Source organism: Rickettsiales bacterium Ac37b, from assembly GCA_000746585.2.
Classification (GTDB): Bacteria; Pseudomonadota; Alphaproteobacteria; order Rickettsiales; family Arcanibacteraceae; genus Ac37b.
In genome coordinates this window covers 1,354,926-1,372,954 of the sequence record CP009217.2, presented here as the reverse complement: position 1 = coordinate 1,372,954, position 18,029 = coordinate 1,354,926, and the positions used below count along the sequence as shown (strand labels likewise).

The 18,029-nt window shown below is 30.8% G+C and carries 15 protein-coding genes; 5 read left to right on the top strand and 10 right to left on the bottom strand.

The genetic code is table 11. The features are described from left to right. Window positions 1-21 precede the first annotated feature (21 nt). The 3 genes from dacF to NOVO_06915 form a co-directional block, all read right to left on the bottom strand. Complete coding sequence (gene dacF, locus NOVO_06925; protein ID AIL65732.1) at window positions 22-1,155, bottom strand: D-alanyl-D-alanine carboxypeptidase dacF precursor; 1,134 nt, start codon at window positions 1,153-1,155, stop codon at window positions 22-24. Between the two features lie 69 nt (window positions 1,156-1,224). Further along, entirely contained in the window at window positions 1,225-2,349 is a 1,125-nt protein-coding gene (dacA, locus tag NOVO_06920) for a D-alanyl-D-alanine carboxypeptidase dacA precursor (GenBank protein ID AIL65731.1), read from the bottom strand. Beyond that, complete coding sequence (locus tag NOVO_06915; GenBank protein ID AIL65730.1) at window positions 2,346-2,846, bottom strand: hypothetical protein; 501 nt, start codon at window positions 2,844-2,846, stop codon at window positions 2,346-2,348. The genes dacA and NOVO_06915 overlap by 4 nt, the downstream gene beginning before the upstream one ends. A gap of 404 nt (window positions 2,847-3,250) precedes the next feature. Here NOVO_06915 and NOVO_06910 point away from each other — a divergent pair, with 404 nt between their 5' ends. The 3 genes from NOVO_06910 (at window position 3,251) to NOVO_06900 (ending at window position 7,663) form a co-directional block, all read left to right on the top strand. Then, window positions 3,251-4,069, top strand: a complete 819-nt coding sequence (locus tag NOVO_06910) for an Ankyrin repeat protein (protein ID AIL65729.1) — start codon at window positions 3,251-3,253, stop codon at window positions 4,067-4,069. Between the two features lie 193 nt (window positions 4,070-4,262). Further along, complete coding sequence (gene murJ / locus NOVO_06905) at window positions 4,263-5,813, top strand: multidrug transporter MurJ (protein AIL65728.1); 1,551 nt, start codon at window positions 4,263-4,265, stop codon at window positions 5,811-5,813. 137 nt (window positions 5,814-5,950) lie between these two features. Further along, on the top strand, window positions 5,951-7,663 hold the full coding sequence (locus tag NOVO_06900) for a Leucine-rich repeat protein (GenBank protein ID AIL65727.1): 1,713 nt from the start codon (window positions 5,951-5,953) through the stop codon (window positions 7,661-7,663). A gap of 122 nt (window positions 7,664-7,785) precedes the next feature. Here NOVO_06900 and cdsA read toward each other — a convergent pair whose 3' ends face one another. The 7 genes from cdsA to NOVO_06865 all read right to left on the bottom strand — a co-directional run bounded on the left by cdsA (window position 7,786) and on the right by NOVO_06865 (window position 17,024). After that, window positions 7,786-8,514 (bottom strand): Phosphatidate cytidylyltransferase, encoded by a 729-nt coding sequence (gene cdsA, locus NOVO_06895; GenBank protein AIL65726.1) that lies wholly within the window; start codon window positions 8,512-8,514, stop codon window positions 7,786-7,788. Continuing rightward, a complete protein-coding gene (uppS, locus tag NOVO_06890; GenBank protein ID AIL65725.1) occupies window positions 8,468-9,169 on the bottom strand; it encodes an Undecaprenyl pyrophosphate synthase in 702 nt (233 codons plus the stop codon). The genes cdsA and uppS overlap by 47 nt, the downstream gene beginning before the upstream one ends. Beyond that, window positions 9,166-10,491 (bottom strand): Transcriptional regulatory protein ZraR, encoded by a 1,326-nt coding sequence (gene zraR, locus NOVO_06885; GenBank protein ID AIL65724.1) that lies wholly within the window; start codon window positions 10,489-10,491, stop codon window positions 9,166-9,168. The genes uppS and zraR overlap by 4 nt, the downstream gene beginning before the upstream one ends. A gap of 52 nt (window positions 10,492-10,543) precedes the next feature. After that, window positions 10,544-13,168, bottom strand: a complete 2,625-nt coding sequence (ppdK, locus tag NOVO_06880) for a Pyruvate, phosphate dikinase (GenBank protein ID AIL65723.1) — start codon at window positions 13,166-13,168, stop codon at window positions 10,544-10,546. Between the two features lie 67 nt (window positions 13,169-13,235). Next, on the bottom strand, window positions 13,236-15,296 hold the full coding sequence (gene glyS / locus NOVO_06875) for a Glycine--tRNA ligase beta subunit (protein AIL65722.1): 2,061 nt from the start codon (window positions 15,294-15,296) through the stop codon (window positions 13,236-13,238). Next, the gene (gene glyQ, locus NOVO_06870; protein AIL65721.1) at window positions 15,289-16,152 is read right to left on the bottom strand and encodes a Glycine--tRNA ligase alpha subunit; all 864 of its coding nucleotides are present in this window, start codon (window positions 16,150-16,152) and stop codon (window positions 15,289-15,291) included. Before glyQ ends, glyS begins: the two co-directional genes overlap by 8 nt. Further along, window positions 16,149-17,024: a Peptidase S49 gene (locus tag NOVO_06865; GenBank protein AIL65720.1), complete on the bottom strand. Its 876-nt coding sequence runs from the start codon at window positions 17,022-17,024 to the stop codon at window positions 16,149-16,151. Before NOVO_06865 ends, glyQ begins: the two co-directional genes overlap by 4 nt. A gap of 88 nt (window positions 17,025-17,112) precedes the next feature. Here NOVO_06865 and NOVO_06860 point away from each other — a divergent pair, with 88 nt between their 5' ends. Continuing rightward, window positions 17,113-17,460 carry a hypothetical protein gene (locus NOVO_06860; GenBank protein AIL65719.1) on the top strand — a complete coding sequence of 116 codons (348 nt, stop codon included), beginning with the start codon at window positions 17,113-17,115 and terminating at the stop codon, window positions 17,458-17,460. A gap of 1 nt (window position 17,461) precedes the next feature. Next, complete coding sequence (locus NOVO_06855; protein AIL65718.1) at window positions 17,462-17,815, top strand: Cell division protein ZapA; 354 nt, start codon at window positions 17,462-17,464, stop codon at window positions 17,813-17,815. The last annotated feature ends 214 nt before the right edge of the window (window positions 17,816-18,029 follow it).

The window sequence follows — 18,029 nt, the reverse complement described above, 5'->3', positions numbered from 1 at the left end:
ATAAATTTTTTACATAACATGTTATATATTTTTATCACTAGCACGTTTATTTTTCTTTAATTTAACTTGAAAGTTTTTATTGGGATTATTCATCGCAACACTAGCATAATAACGTGAATATCTCTTATTGCGCTTTATTTTATTAGTATTATGAACAGATTTTAGTTTATTATTTGCTACTGCAGCATAATGTACAGTATGAGGTTTTATTTTTTGGGTATTGGTGTCATAATTTACTACATCTATAAATTCTTCCAAAGTAATATCTTTAGATCCAGCTCTTCTGGTAAAATGCTTGTCTAATAAACTAGCCATTTTTATATCTCTACTTCTTGCTGTTTCTTCACCCATTACCACCCCCACAAGCTTGGTGCTACCCCTTGTAGCAGAAGTCACCAAATTATACCCAGAAGCATTAATAAATCCTGTTTTTAAACCAGTAGCCCCTTTGTAACTATTCAATACATTATTATGACCTTTATAAGTTTTTCCCCTAAACGCAAAACTAGTACGGGAAAATAAATGGTAATACTCAGGAAAATCTCTATATAAAGCAATAGCCAGCTTAGCCATATCATAAGCTGTACTTACCTGTTCTGCATGGTGTAAACCTGATGCATTACGAAACACCGTTTGAGACATACCAAGATCTTGGGCACGTTTTGTCATTTTTAATGCAAAAATTTTTTCATCCTTAGATACAGCTTCAGCAAGTACGACCACAGCATCATTAGCTGATTTTACTATCGCAGCAAGAATAGCATCACGTACTAAAATTTTTTCACCCACTCTCAGTCCTAAATTAGTCTTTGGACGCGAAGCAGCATAGCTTGACACCCCTAATTTATCGTTAAAATTAAATTTACCAGCTTTCATTGCTTCAAATGTTAAATATAATGTCATCATTTTAGTAAGAGAAGCAGGATGCCTTAATTGGTCAGCATTATCACTATATAACACTATACCCTTATCTGCATCAACCACTAATGATGCATATTTTCCACTTGATATATTTTTTGTCCTAGCACTTAATTGTGTGGCAAAACTGTCCTGCATAAATAATAAAAATAGCAATATTAAATTTATAGATTTTGTATTTAAAGTAAAATTTAATAACCTTTGCATATTAATATCACTACTAGTTTCAAAACACACAACACAATTAGGCTACTGAGTATAATCAAAGCCTGTATAAGAATGTAAAATAAAATTATAAATAAAATATTAATTAGAATCTAATAAATAATATTTAATCTGATTATATATACGCGAAAAAAATGGCAATTCTTGTATATTTTCATTAGAGTATAGTGGAAATTCTTGTTTATCTTCACCAATTTTAATAATGAGTTTTCCTACAATATCACCTTTTTGAATAGGAGCTTTAAGAGAAGCAGTATACTCCTTCTCAATTTTAACTTTGTTAACATCCTGGGTAGGAACAGTCATGATAATATCTTTATCAGATACAACTTCTAAAGTTTTACTTTTTCCAAGTAACACTTCAATCTTTTCTATAGGTTGATTAGCCTTGGCTGCTGTAACATTAGTAAAATTTAAAAAACCATAATTTAATAAAGATTCTGCTTCTATAGCTCGAGATTGCATACTATCCATACCATTAATAACTAATATTAATCTACGACCGTTAATTAACGATGACACTGCAACCCCATATCCAGCATCATCAGCATGCCCTGTCTTAAGGCCATCTACACCTATATTACGTGCAAGTAAACTGTTCCTATTTTCTTGTTTTATACCATTAAACGTATAATCTTTAATAGCAAAATAATCATAATATTCAGGAAAATCCTCAATAAGACGTTTAGATAAAATATACAAATCACGCACACTCATGATATGACCTTCTTCAGGCCAGCCACTTGCGTTTTTAAAAAACGTATTTTTCATGCCAAATTCCTGAGCTTTTTTATTCATAGCTTCAGTAAAAGCAAGTTCGCTACCCATTACACCTTCTGCAAGAGCAATACAGGCATCATTACCTGATTGCACTACTGTGCCAAGTAGTAATTCCTTAACTGATACTTTGCTATCTAACTTTAAAAACATTTTTGAGCCTTGCTTACGCCAAGCCCTCTCACTTACAGTAAATTGATCTTCTAAAGATATAAGATTATTTTTGAGCTGCTCAAATACTAAGTATACTGTCATCAATTTACTCATAGATGAGGGAGCCATAGGAGCATCCGCATTTTTTTCTAATAATACTGTATTAGTGTTATTATCAACCAAAATTGCATATAATGCCTTGGTATCCATAGCATATAATTCATTGGTTAATAATAAAGGTAAAAACCATAATATTACTGTTATGCTATATTTCATTTCTTATCATCCTCATCTTTATTTGCTGCCATCGCACATTCTAATATTGTAATATCATATACAGGATGTTCAAATGTTACAACACTAGGCTTATGGGCTAACATCCAACCATAAAAAATCTTTTTCTGCTCCTCTACATTCTCATCACTTATATCTAATAATACTTTACTTTCATCATTTACAGAGGATTTCCAACATAACACAGGTATAATTTTAAAGTTCTTAAAATTTACAGATTGCCCCACTTTTGCATTTATAATAGAATTCTCTGCAGTAATTTTATTTAATATAGATAATTTGGCTATCTCTTGATATGCACCTTTCAAAGGTTTAATATCTCCTGAATCATTTTCTAAAGAATCTAAAAAATCTGCAGGTATATTTTTATTATCTTCAGAAAAATCTTCTTCATACGTATCAGTTACAGGAAAATCTTCTTGCCTATAATCACCTAACTCTATTTCCATTTTCTCCAGATTAGGCATATCATTTGCCATGGCTAAAGCCGAACTTATCAAAAAAAATAATATCTTAAAAAAAAATATACGATAATACATGCCTAATTCTTAAAACCTGGAATTACTCTACATAGTGAAAACAGTTGATTATTAATATGAACCTCAGATAGAACGAATCCTACAAATAGTAGAAGAGCTAACGATGTCACAAATTCAAATCAATTTACTATATAAGCCTTTCAAAGTAACAAAATACTTTTATTAAAGCAAGAGGGTTATAGCAAGAAAATCAATTTTTTCTCTTAACCTCAATACCTCATAATTTTTTATATAAATATTTATTTACAATTTTATTAATAAATAATATAACTATAATTATTAATAGAAGTTAATCTTTTATTATAACATTTATAGTTAATAAATTAATATTTAGGGCCTCCAATATGTTTAAACAATTACACAAAAAATATTCATATCCAACTAATAATTCTAATGTTCAACCTAATATACAGCAAAATGAAAACTGTTATGAAGGTACGTTTAATAAAGCTACAACTACTTCAACCCAACCCCGATTAAAATCTAACTTTCAAAATCTAGAATTATATAAATGGACTGATAAAGATGGCAAAAATATACTGCATATTGCAGTTATTAAAGGCGATTTTAACTTTACGAAAAACCTTTTACTATCTAATAGGCTTGACATAAATTCCACAGATCAATTTAATATGTCAGCTTTACATTACGCTATTATAAAAGGTCACACTGAAATAACAAAACTTTTACTAGAATATAATATTAATCTCAATATTGTATGCTGTTTTGGTAAAACTCCTCTACATTATGCAGTTGAAAATAAATTTGAATCTATACAAGAAATACTGATTAACTCGGGAGCTATTTTAGATAATAAATTTTTTGAAACTAAAAAAGAAGAAATAAAGACATTTAAAGATCAAATCCATCATTTAGATAGAAAAATTGAAAATATTAAAAATGGCCTATATCTTCTAGATGAGAAGTTAAAAGCATCTAAATATTCTCAAAATATAAGTCCTAAAGAATCACAATCAGAGTCTTTAGCCTCCTCTAGCTTAGTGACAAACCCTAGCAAGAGGAAAGAAAATCCAAGTATTCAAGATATTTTTGAAGAATATAAATATCATAAATACACCCAATTAGATGCTAGCTTATTCACTAATTTTGTACAAAAAGTGACTAATGAAAAACAAAATAAAAATAATCAGCATAATAGATAATAATTTTAAGTACTACCTGGCGTTATTCATTAAATGCTGAATAACGCTATTGTTCAGCTTTCACTAATAATATAATTTGCACTTAATTTTAAAATCAACCTTGCTTAAAATAAAAAAATTCTTTAAAACTCAATGTAGAAATTTATAGTATAGTAAAAATTTAAAAATCATAAAATTACCTAATAAAACTAGTATGTCATTATTTAGATCTGGTATTACTGTAGCATTTTTTACGTTTATATCCCGTATTTTTGGATTTATACGTGATATATTTATAACCTCAGCTCTTGGAACTGGCACTTTAGCAGATGCATTTAATGTTGCCTTCCGTTTACCTAATTTTTTCCGTAGAATATTTGCAGAGGGTGGTTTCAGTTCAGCATTTGTACCTATTTTCACAGGGAAAATTGCTAGCGAAGGTATTGAAAAGGCTAAAATCTTCGCTGCAAAAGTATTAACTTTATTATTAATTAGCTTAATAGTTTTTATAATTTTCTTAGAATTAATATTACCAACATTAATATATATATTAGCCCCTGGCTTTGCAATAAATCAAGATCAAAGCAGGTTCAATCTTTCTTTAGAACTGTCCTTCATTACTACTCCTTATTTATTATTTATATCCTTAGTATCTTTATTCGGCGGCATTCTCAATAGTGTAGGTAAATTCAGCGCTTTTGCTTTTTCACCTATTTTACTTAATATATCTATAATTCTTACCTTATGGTTAGGTGCAGATTTTATGCCAACTTCAGCACATGCATTAGCATGGGGAGTATTAATCGCAGGTATTGTACAACTTATTTTTATTATTATTGCAGCTAAATCTGCAAATTTACTAGTTAAACCTATTTATCCTAGCTTAGACAATGATATACGTAAACTATTTAAGAATATTATACCAGCAATCATAAGTGGCGGAGTAGTTCAAATTAATATAATCATTGACCAAATTATAGCTTCATTTATACCTGGAGCTATTTCTACCTTATCTTATGCAGATAGAATCCATCAATTACCTCTTGCTTTAATAGGTATCTCTATGGGCACAATATTACTACCTTCCCTCTCTAAACAACTTAAACAATTAGATAAAACTCGTGCTTTAGCCACACAAAATCGTGCTTTAGAAATCTCTTTACTACTCAGTATACCGTGTTGCTTAGCTCTTATTATTCTAGCAAAACCTATTATTATGATTCTTTTTGAAAGAAACGCTTTCACACCTATTGATACTCTTAATACTTCTCATGCTTTGATTGCCTTTGCTATTGGACTACCTGCTGCAATAGCCATCAAGATTTTTGCGCCTTGTTTCTTTGCCCACTATGATACTAAAACACCATTAAAAATATCTCTCATATGTATTTTAACAAATATTATATGTAGTTTATTATTAATATATCCTTTAAAACACGTAGGAATTGCACTGTCTGGCTCAATATCATGCTTCTTAAATGCGAGTTTATTAGGTATCATTTTATATAAACGTAAGAATTTTCAACCAGATTTACAGTTAAAACAAAATATTATAAAAATTATCTTTTCTGCAGGCTTTATGTCATGCATTCTTATAATATTGACTTATCTTTCAAAGAATTTTTTATTAAATAGCTCAGAAATACTAAGGGTTATAACATTATTCATCATTATTACGATAGGATGTATAACCTATTTAGCTTTTGCCTGGTTTTTTAAAATTTTGGAATTAAAACTTATAAAAGAATATTTAGTACGTAAATAAATCTTACCTTTTTATTGATTTTATATAGCTTTCTAAAATATTATTACAATATTATAAATATTTAAAAATTTGTTGATTTTATTTAACATTTCATATATTGCATAATCAATAGTAATTTTGACGCTTATAATAAAGATATGAAATATTTAGAGAACCATTTTTCTCAAGAAAAAGAAAGGAAGAGTATTAGAAAACTATCCAATAATAATTCTTGTACAAATGATATATGTTATCTAGACCACTATTCTTCTAAAGAGGAAATTCAGAATATTATTAAGAAGCTATCAGATAATGATCCTTCTATAACTAAAATATATATTAATATTTCAAATAATTATATTCTTACCTCTCTATGCGAAGCTATAAAACATAATAAGTTCATGATATTTTGTGAATTTAAATGTGATATACCTAATTTTTATACCCAATATATTACAAATATATTAAAAGAAAATAAATCTTTAAATACCTTTAATTTAAATCATAGTAAATTTAGTAGTGAGGATATAGAAGAGATAGCGCAAGCTCTTAGCGCAAATACAAATATTACATATTTTAGTTTAGAAGGTACTTCACTTACTTCCGAAGCTATCACATCAATTATTTCTACTATACGTAATCATAAATCTATAAAGTCTTTAAATCTTTCATCTACTGTCAAAAAGGTAGAACACAAACAATCACTACTTACTGCATTAAAATTCTTGCTAACAAATAACTCTAAATTACAAACATTACACTTAACTAATAATATGTTTAATAATGAAGATATAATAGATCTGGCCCCTTCTTTAATGAGTAATAAGTCACTACTAACTTTATCCCTAGCTTCTAATAATATAGGACTCAAAGGAATGCAAGTCATTAGTCAAACCCTGACAAAAAGTAATCTTAGAGATTTGGATTTAAGTGGCCCCATAGATACCGAGGAGGTTTTTTCTATGGACAACAAAAACTTTATGACAAATGAATTTAATTATCTTGGTGATAAGGGTTTAGTAGCGCTTATGGATGTTTTATCTATAAATGATAATATTATTTCTCTTAATTTAAGTGATAATTTTTCTCTTTCTAATCAAGGATTTTCTGTGATTACAAAATATTTACGTAATTCTTCATTAAATATACTTAAAATTACTCTACCCTCTCATAATAATTGTGACTTTTCTCGCTCTATAATTGATAATTTAGCTACATTTATAAAAAATAATAAAAACTTAATAACGCTCGAAACCACATTTTCTAAATCAACCTCTTCTAGAGAATTAAAGCGATTACTAGAAAATAACTATAAAGAAGCATCAAAATTAGCTGATTTAATAGTTAAAGGAGAAATCTTAAATCAAAATGAAGTAAAAAATTTATTAGAACGAAAATCAGCAGTAATATATATATTACTCACTGAAAAAGTTGATAAATTACCCGCCCATAATGTTAATGAAAAATTTGTCAACCAACTTCTTGATAATAGTCTTGATAAATCTCACCTTGGTAAACATACATTGTCCTTATTAACAGTCAGCAATGATCTTAATAATTCCCCAGATTTATGTTATCTAAAAAAATTGCCTAAACCTCTACTCAATAAAATATTTAGCTATAATATTTTTACAGAAAATGCAGCTTTATTTCCTAAAAATCTAGAAATCATTACAAATAATTTCTTAGGAGCAATCAAGAATGAAATGGTATGGACGCTCAAAAGATATTTAGAGTTTATGCATCATCAAAATTTCAATTCTTTAATAGAAACTGGTAAACAAAATACTAACCACCCAGAGATATTGAAATTACTTGACGCTCATATAAAGCAGCTTAACCATAATTCTCAGAAACTAATTACCAGATAGATTTTATGAAGTGAATTTATTTCTTAGTCCTATTTGGGACTAGGCTAAGAATAAAGCGAAGGCTACAAATTAGTAGGAAAGCTTTGAGCTAACTGCATAATATTTAAATTGCTGCAGCTATATTAAAACATTCCCCACTTATCAAATAATACTACTAATACCACTTTCGGTGCTACTGGCACTAAACTATCAACCCTATCTAAAATACCTCCATGACCAGGTATAATATGACCACTATTTTTAACACCAAACTTACGTTTTATCCAAGATTCTATTAAATCCCCTATTTGTCCGTATATAGAAAGTACTATACTAAGCGCTATTAAAAAACTTGGTTTATGCGAGTGTGCGTAGACAGAGGTTATTATACCTACCAAATAGGCAGCTAATATGCCACATACAAATCCAGACCAGGTTTTTTTAGGACTAATTTTTGGACATAACTTCCACCCACCTATTAAATTGCCACCTATATAAGCTCCTATATCAGTCACCCAAACTATAGCTAATAACCATATTATAATCACTGCTCCATTAGTATGTGCTCGCAGCCATATCAGAGAAGTACACGGTAATAGAATATATACTAAAGCAATTAGTTTCCAAATTTGTAAAGCTTTTTGATTATCTTCATATTTATTTTTTAACAAATCACTCCATTCAAATGCCATCAAAACAGCTATAATTATAACTGTACCAATATATACTATACCCCCTTGATAAACTATAAATAATATAATTGGCGCAAGAAGCAACGCTGATATAGTTCTCAATACTAACTCTTTGCTTACAAACTTACCATAATTAACTACCATATCTTCTTTCTCGAGTTTGAAATTCTGTAATTGCATGATTTAAATCTTCTTTTGTAAAATCAGGCCATAAAATATCTGTAAAAAATAATTCTGTATATGCTGATTGCCATAATAAAAAATTACTTAATCTTTGTTCTCCACTTGTTCTAATCAACAAGTCAGGATCTGGCATACTATATGTATATAAATAATCACTAAATTTATCTATATCTATTTCTTCTAGGTTTAATTTTCCTGCTAATATATCTTTTGCTATTCTTCGTACGGCTATTATAATTTCTTGCCTACTACCATAACTAAGAGCTATATTAACATTAATAGCATTATTATCCTTTGTCAAATCTTGACATTTTAACACTTCTGTTTGTACATCTAATGGTAGTTTACCTACATCACCAATAATGCGTAATTTAACATTATTCTTATGCAAAGCTTCTACCTCATCCTGCAAATAAATCCGTAGTAACTCCATTAAATCATTGACTTCTTGCTCTGGCCTATTCCAATTCTCAGATGAGAAAGCATATAAAGTAAGGCAAGGTATTCCCAAATCTATACAGGCTTTAATAATGGTTTTAGCAGTCTCTGCACCCTTTTTATGTCCGAGTAATTTAGGTATATTATGAGCTCTAGCCCAACGCCCATTACCATCCATAATAATTGCTACATGATTAGGAATAAGTTTTATCATTCTTCATCCATTAACACATGGGCATCAAGATCCATACCTTCTTTACTGTAAGTATTTAATTTATTACGTAAAGTACGAATTGATATACCTAAAATATTAGCAGCATGAGTTCTATTTCCTAAGCAATGTTTAAGTGTAGACATAATCAATTCTTTTTCAACACTATCAACAGTCCTACCAACTAGAGAATTATCTAATGATCGCTGCTCTAATACAGGCTCTTGTTTATTATGCAGCATTAAAGACTCTTTAGTAATTTTATTATCTACTGCAAGTAATACTGCTCTATGAATAACATTTTCTAATTCTCTAATATTACCAGGCCACCTGTAATTCAAAATAAACTCTTTTGCTCCTTCGCTCAAAACTGGTATAGACAATCCATTTAATGCAGCATATTTTTTTATAAAATGCCCAGAAAATAATAAAATATCTTCTTTGCGATCACGTAGTGGTGGAAGATCTACGTTAATAATATTTAACCTAAAAAATAAATCTTCACGAAAATTACCAGCTTCAACTTCTTTATGTAGAATCCGATTACTGGTTGCAATAATACGCAAATTAAGCTTTATTGTATTATTACCACCAATTCTTTCAATTTCTTTTTCTTGAATTGCTCTTAATAATTTAGCTTGTAGCTTTATATCTATTTCACTAATTTCATCAAGTAATAACGTACCATTATTTGCCTCTTCAAACTTACCAATTCTACGTGCAACTGCTCCAGTAAAAGATCCTTTTTCATGGCCAAATAGCTCAGATTCAAGCAAATTTTCAGGAATAGCTGCACAATTAATTGCTATAAAAGGTTTACCAGCCCGTTTACTTTTTTGATGTATATAACGTGAGATAACTTCCTTACCAGTACCCGATTCTCCACTGACTAAAACATTTGCTTCTGAAGGCGATATCCTATCCACTAAATTCATTATAGGTTTCATAATATCAGAATTACCTATAATCATGCTTACTTCTTCAGCAATTGAAGCAAATATGGCAGCTATTAATTCTTCATTAGGCGGTAAAGTAATATAGTCTTTTGCTCCCGCACGTATAGCATTCACGGCTTTTTCCTTGTGATGATCAAATCCACATGCAACAACGGGTATATAAATACGTTCACTAGTTAATTTTTTGATAAGCTCTTCTACTGATTGATTCACATCCATCATAATTAAATCAGCACCTTGACCATTCCGGAGCAATTCTAATGCATCCATAATACTCCCTACCTGCTTAACTCGTGTCCCCCTATTTACCGCAATCTTACTTGCTGCTCCAAATTGACCCGATAAATCACCTATAATCAATAAACGCATTTTATACCTTTTCTATTCCAGACCTCATGAATATTTAATACCCTTAACACATTTAGCCCTCAGATATCTTAATCTGTGCAGCTGCAAGCCTTGCTATTGGGATTCTATATGGTGAACATGACACATATTCTAATCCTAAATCTTGGACAAATTTCATGGTTTTAGGATTACCTCCATGTTCTCCACATATTCCTATTTTTAAATCATTTTTAGTACTACGTCCACGTTCAACAGCAATTTTCATTAGCTCTCCTACTCCAGATTCGTCCAACCTTACAAATGGATCTTCAGATAAGATATTTTTCTCTTTATAAGTATGTAAGAAAGAACCAGAATCATCTCTAGAAATGCCTAAAGTAGTTTGGGTCAAATCATTAGTACCAAAGCTAAAAAATTCTGCATGCTCTGCTATTTCATGTGCCATTAAGGCCGCTCTTGGTAACTCTATCATTGTTCCTACTTGATAATTTAATTTTATTTTATGAGCAGTTTCTAATCTATTTGCTTCTTTTACAATTAAATCCTTTAAAATAGATAACTCTTTGCCACTAATTACCAGAGGAACCATAATTTCAACCACTGGCTTTATGCCATCTTTGGTCATCACTTCTATCATAGCTTCAAAAATGGCACGAGCTTGCATTTCATAAATTTCAGGATAAGAAATACCTAACCTACATCCTCTATGGCCAAGCATAGGATTCATTTCCTTAAGCTTATAAGCATTTTCTTCTATAACTTCTATACTTAATCCAGAAGCCTTAGCTACTTCTTTTATTTCCTTTTCAGTATGTGGCAAAAATTCATGTAATGGAGGATCAAGTAATCTAATATTGACTGTTTTACTTTGTGCTAATTCTAAAATTGATATAAAATCATTTCTTTGCATAGGTAGTAGCTTCTCTAAGGATTTTTTGCGCCCTTCCACAGACTCTGAAACTATCATTTCACGCATCACAATTATTCTATCATCATCAAAAAACATATGCTCTGTTCTACATAAACCTATACCGTCAGCCCCAAATTTAAATGCCATCTTGATATCATGGGCCGTTTCTGCATTTGCTCTAACCCCCATAGCACGTATCTCATCTACCCATTGCATTAATTGCATGAATTCACTAGAAAGATTAGGCTGTATAGTAGGTATCTCACCTAAAATAATTTCACCAGTAGAGCCATTAATAGTAATAACCTCACCTTCTTTCACTACATAACCATTCACACTTAACGTAGCATTTTTATAGTCTATATTGACATTTGAAGCTCCACAAACACAGCTTTTTCCCATGCCACGCGCTACTACAGCTGCATGAGATGTCATCCCGCCTCTTGCAGTTAAAATACCGCAAGCAGCATTCATGCCACTAATATCCTCTGGACTGGTCTCAATCCTAACTAAAATTGTTTTTTTATGTTCAGAAAGATATTTTTCTGCGTCTGATGCAGAAAACACTACCATACCAGATGCCACTCCTGGCGATGCAGGTAACCCTTGCGCTATTATATTACATTTGGCATTTGGATCAATGGTAGGGTGTAAAATTTGATCTAGAGATTCTGGGTTAACTCTTCTTACAGCATCTTCTTGCGATATAAGCCCTTCTTGCACCATATCCACTGCTATTTTTATAGCAGCTTGCGCACTACGTTTACCATTGCGAGTTTGTAAAATCCATAACCTATTATTTTGCACCGTAAATTCTATATCTTGCATATCGGAATAATGTTTTTCCAATTTTTGAGATATATTAACAAATTCATTAAAAACATCAGGCATTGATTCTTGCATATGCTTGATAGGCATAGGAGTACGTATACCAGCTACTACATCTTCTCCTTGAGCATTAACTAAATATTCTCCATATAAAACTTTTTCACCGGTAGAGGGGTTACGTGTAAAAGCCACACCTGTACCACAATCTTGTCCCATATTACCAAATACCATAGACTGTATATTAACTGCTGTTCCCCATTCTTCTGGTATATCATTTAATTTACGATAGGTAATTGCCCTGTTATTCATCCAAGAATTAAATACCGCCTTTACAGCAGCCCATAGCTGCTCTTTAGTATCTTCTGGGAACGGCCTACCTGTTTCATCTAAGATTTTTTGCTTAAATTCACTAATAATTCTTAATAAATCTTCAATTGTTAAATCTGAATCTTGCTTGATATTATGAACAAATTTTCTATGTGATATTATTTCCTCAAAATATGAATGCGAAACATCTAAGACTACATTAGCATACATTTGTATAAATCTACGATAACTATCATAAGCAAAGCGCTTATTACCTGTTTTTTCTGCGAGCCCCTCAACTGTTTGATCATTAAGCCCTAAATTTAAGATAGTATCCATCATACCAGGCATAGAAGCCCTAGCCCCTGAACGTACTGAAACTAATAATGGATTATTTTTATCACCAAATTTTGCCTGTAATTTATCTTCTATATTAGCAAGTGCCCTATTTAATTGTTCTTCTAAATCACCTGGTAATTGTCTTTCATGCTGATAATAGTAGGTACATACTTCTGTTGTGATTGTAAAACCAGGCGGTACAGCGATTCCGATGTTACACATTTCAGCTAAACCAGCACCTTTACCGCCAAGTAATTCCTTCATAGACGCATTACCCTCAGTATTGCTACCAAAGCTATATATCCACTTATTCATCTGTTTTACCCCACATAGTTATATACTATAATCCTTTACACTAGCAGACTTATTCTGCTAAGAATATTTATCCTTCTAATAATGTAAAATTCGCTATATTACTAATTAATTCTTTTATATTTGCCAAAATTAATAATCGATTTTTTCGAAGCTCTTGATTACTATCATTAACTATAACTTTGTCAAAGAAATTATTAATAGGAATGTATAAATATTCTAACCTCTCTATAGCATCAATATATCTACCTTCATTAATATATTGCTGAATCACAGGCCTATTTGATACTATAGTATCAAATAATATTTGTTCTTCTTCTAGTTGGCATAGTTTTAAATCAGGAGTGCCAATATAAGATGTACTATCTTTTTTTTCTTCTAGTAATACAATTTGACTAGCACGCTTATATATTTCTAATAAAGGTTTATTTTTTTCATTTTCAATACAATATTTAATTGCTTCAACTTTTTTTACTACATTGCAGATATTATAGTCTGTTTTTAAACTTAAAACCGCATTAATGATATAGTGTTCTATATGCCTATCTAACAGTAAAGATTTTAATCGATCAAATATAAAAAATTGTATTTCTTCTAAGCTTTCATTGATATTTTTTATTTCTAAAATATTTTCATACAGTTTTATAGATTTTTCTAGCAAATCTTTAATTGATAGTTGAAGATTATTTTCAAGGATAATCTTAAGAATACCAAATACCGCTCTTCTTAAAGCAAATGGATCCTTAGAACCCGTGGGCTTTTCACCAATCAAAAATAATCCAACCACACTATCAATTTTATCAGCAATTGCAATTGCTATACTAACTGGTTTATTAGGTATATTATCATTTTTACCAAGAGGTTTATAATGCTCTATAATTGCATCTATTACATCTTGATGCTCCTTATAATAAGCAGCATAATAACCTCCCATAACTCCTTGAAGTTCTGGAAATTCGCCTACTAAAGATGTCACTAAGTCAGCCTTACTAAGTAATGCAGCTCTTGTAAGATTATTTTGATCTCCCGGAAAAATTTGTACTATATCTTTCATGCGATTTACTTTATCAAACATACTTCCAAGTTTTGTATGAAACACAACTTGACGTAATTTTTCTAAATAAAATTCCAAGTTATTACGCAAATCTTGCTCAAAAAAGAAACGTGCATCTGAAAATCTTGCTGCAATTACCCTTTCATTACCAGCAATAATTTGCTGCCCTTGACCCTCTGTACTAATATTTGACACTATTACAAAGTAAGGAGCTAAATTACCTTTTTGATCTAATAAAGCAAAATATTTTTGATGAGTACGCATGGTCGTAATCAAAACCTCTTTAGGTAGGTCCATAAAGCTTGGATCAATTTTACCAAGCAAAACTACAGGCCATTCAACTAGCCCTACTACCTCATCAAGCAGTCCCTCATCTTGAAACAAAACACTCTTATAACTTTGTTCAATCTCTCTTATACCGTTTTGTATTATTTCACGCCTTTTATTACTATCAACTACTACATAATTCTCTAATAGCTTTTGCTTATAATCTTGAAAAGAATCAACAACAATATTCTGCTGTTCAGCCATAAAACGATGACCAAATGTTATATTATTTGCTACCAAATGAGCAAAATTAACTGGCAAAACACATTTATCAAATAAACATAAAATATTTTTTAAAGGACGCACCCATCTTGCCGAATATGTTCCCCACTTCATTGATTTAGGCCACGAAAATTCTTCAATAATTTCCTTTAAAATCTTAGTTAAAGTTTCATTTACTGGCCTACTCTTTTCTTTGGTAACATCAAAATATACCTGATCTTTACCAATATTACGTATTTCTAAATCTTCAAGTTTTTTACCTGACTTAGCTAAAAATCCTAAAATAGCATTTTCTGGGGCATTAACTTTAGGGCCTTTTCTTTCAATTATATTTTCTTGAATAATTGGATCAATTGATTCAACATATAACACTAATCTCCGAGGGGTTACATAAGAATTTATATTATTATATATAATATTATGCTGCTCAAATTTTGTAATAATATTCTTTTTTATATCCTCTGCAGCACGAGCTTGCATACGCGCCGGAATTTCCTCCGAAAAAAGTTCAAATAATAATTCAGCCATTTTGCTTCTCAACCCATTTATTACAACAAATTCTAGCAAGTGCGCGCACCCTTGCAATATATGCGCCTCGTTCTGTAGTACTAATAACTCCACGAGCATCAAGCAAATTAAAAGTATGACTTGCCTTAATACATTGATCATATGCAGGTAGAGGTAAATTTTTTTCTATAAGCCTTTTACACTCTATTTCAGCACTATCAAATGTTTTAAATAGCTGATCAGTATTCGCATATTCTAAGCAATATGCTGAGAACTCTTGTTCTGCTTGCAAAAAGACATCCCCATATAAGGTATCATTTTTATTCCAGTTTAAATCATATACATTATTTTTGCCTTGAATATACATGCATAGACGTTCCAATCCATAAGTGAGTTCACCTGAAATAGGTGAACACTCTACTCCACCTATTTGCTGTATATAAGTAAACTGGGAAACTTCCATACCATCACACCAAACTTCCCAACCAAGTCCCCAAGCACCAAGGGTTGGACTTTCCCAGTCATCTTCAATAAACCTCACATCATGTTTGCGTAAATCAACACCTATATAAGCAAGACTTTCTAAATAAAGCTCCTGTATATTATCAGGCGATGGTTTTAAAATCACTTGAAATTGATAATAATGTTGTAATCTATTAGGATTCTTACCATATCTTCCATCTTGTGGCCTCCGCGATGGCTGCACATATGCTGCATTCCATGGCTTACTACCTAAACAACGCAGAGCTGTAGCAGGATGAAATGTGCCAGCACCTACCTCCATATCATAAGGTTGCAAAATAACGCAATTATGCTTCATCCAAAATTGCTGCAATAGTAAAATAATATCTTGAAAAGAATGTTTGCTATTGATCATAAACCAAATCTATTCCATAAACTACTTTCTATAACTTTTTTTTCTATAGTATCCGTAAACACATTCATGAATATACCTAATCTCTTCTTAAGCCAAGATTTAGGACGAGCCATACGTTTTAATTTTACTCTATTACCATATTTTTCTTGTAATACACTATATAAATCACCAATTCCATCTATTAATCCAAGCTCCAAAGCAGTCTTACCAGACCAAAACTCCCCACTAAATAACCTTTCTTCATCAATTTTTAATTTATCTTTTCTACGTTCTCTAACTAAAGATTTAAAACTTTCATGGATATCAGCCTGTACTGACTTTAAAATTTGTATATCTGTTTCTTTTTCTGGAGAAAAAGGATCCAAAATTGATTTATTTTCACCTTGGGTATATACACGTCTAGAAATACCAAGCCTTTTAATCATTTCATCAAAACCAAAACTAGCACTAATTACACCTATACTACCTATAATTGAACTATTAGATGCAAAAATTTCATCAGCAGCACATGCAAGCCAGTATCCTCCCGATGCAGCTACATCTTCTGCAAAGCTATATATCGGAATTTTATTTTTATCAGCTAATTGTCTAATACGCTTATAAATTAGTTCTGATTGTACAGGTGATCCTCCTGGAGAATTAACTGATAAAGCAACAGCCTTTAACTTAGGCAATTTAAAAGCTAACTCTATAGCTTCAACCATTTCTTCTAATGATAAACCGCTACGCCCCCTAGAAGGGGCTAAAATCACTCCATGTAAATTTATCACAGCTACAAGTGGAGGGGGGGTTATATATTTATTCTTTACATAGCGTTTAATTTTTTTTACAGTTTTTAGAAAAATTTGTTTCATTTTTATATATTCTACCATTAAAATAAAAATTACCTTGAATATAAAAACATGTTCTATATAACTAAAGTATGTAATATTAATTATTTAGACTATTTTTAAGGTTGTTATGGAAGATACACAAACTAATGGTAAAAGTAAATTAGAAATGAGCAAAAAAAGACTCGCTAAAGCATTCAATAGTTTAGAGGCTATTTTAGAGGAAAATCGTCTTATACACGCGGAATGTCTTAAAACAACTCAGCATAAAAATGAGGAATTAGAAGATTTACAAAAAAAACTGTTATTTATTAGTGGAGAAAATAAAAAATTGGTCCAAAATTTACAACAACTAGGTCAAGAATACTCATCTCTTAAGACGCTTAATATACAAGCACTAAGAGATTTAGAAGACTCTATATATAATATTGAGTCATTATTAAAAACTGAACAACTCTTACAACCAGAAGAGAATTAATATGTCTGTTATTAATGTAATAATCCGTAATAATACCCATCAAATTGCTTGTGATGAAGCTGATTTTGAGCATGTTAAAACACTTGCCACCAATTTAGGTGAACGCATAGATAAATTAAATAAAACATTTGTAAGAGCAAGTGATATACAGCTTCTGCTTATGACTGCAATTACAATAGAAGAAGAATTAAACGAATTAAAAAAGAAGCAGCAACAACTTACTTTAAATGATAATAATGCTGAGAAATTGTCTGCTGATAAAAAAAATAATAATGATGTTGACATTGCTGTAGCACAAGCTTTAGATGCTATTTCTGAATATGTTGAGTCTCTTGCAATAAAACTTAAAAGGTAATATAATATAAAGATATAAGAATAAGGGCAAAATTTTGGCTATAATTTGTAAGGCCTGCACAGCTCGTTAGATTATTGTTTCCTAGACCGATAATTTTTTCTTTTAGGGAGCTATCCCTGATAAGACCGTGGTCTTGTTAAATGGCGCCCACCTGTAACGTACGGGTCTTGAGAGAACTTATTAGTCGACGGCTGACGTGGGCCATAATTTTTAT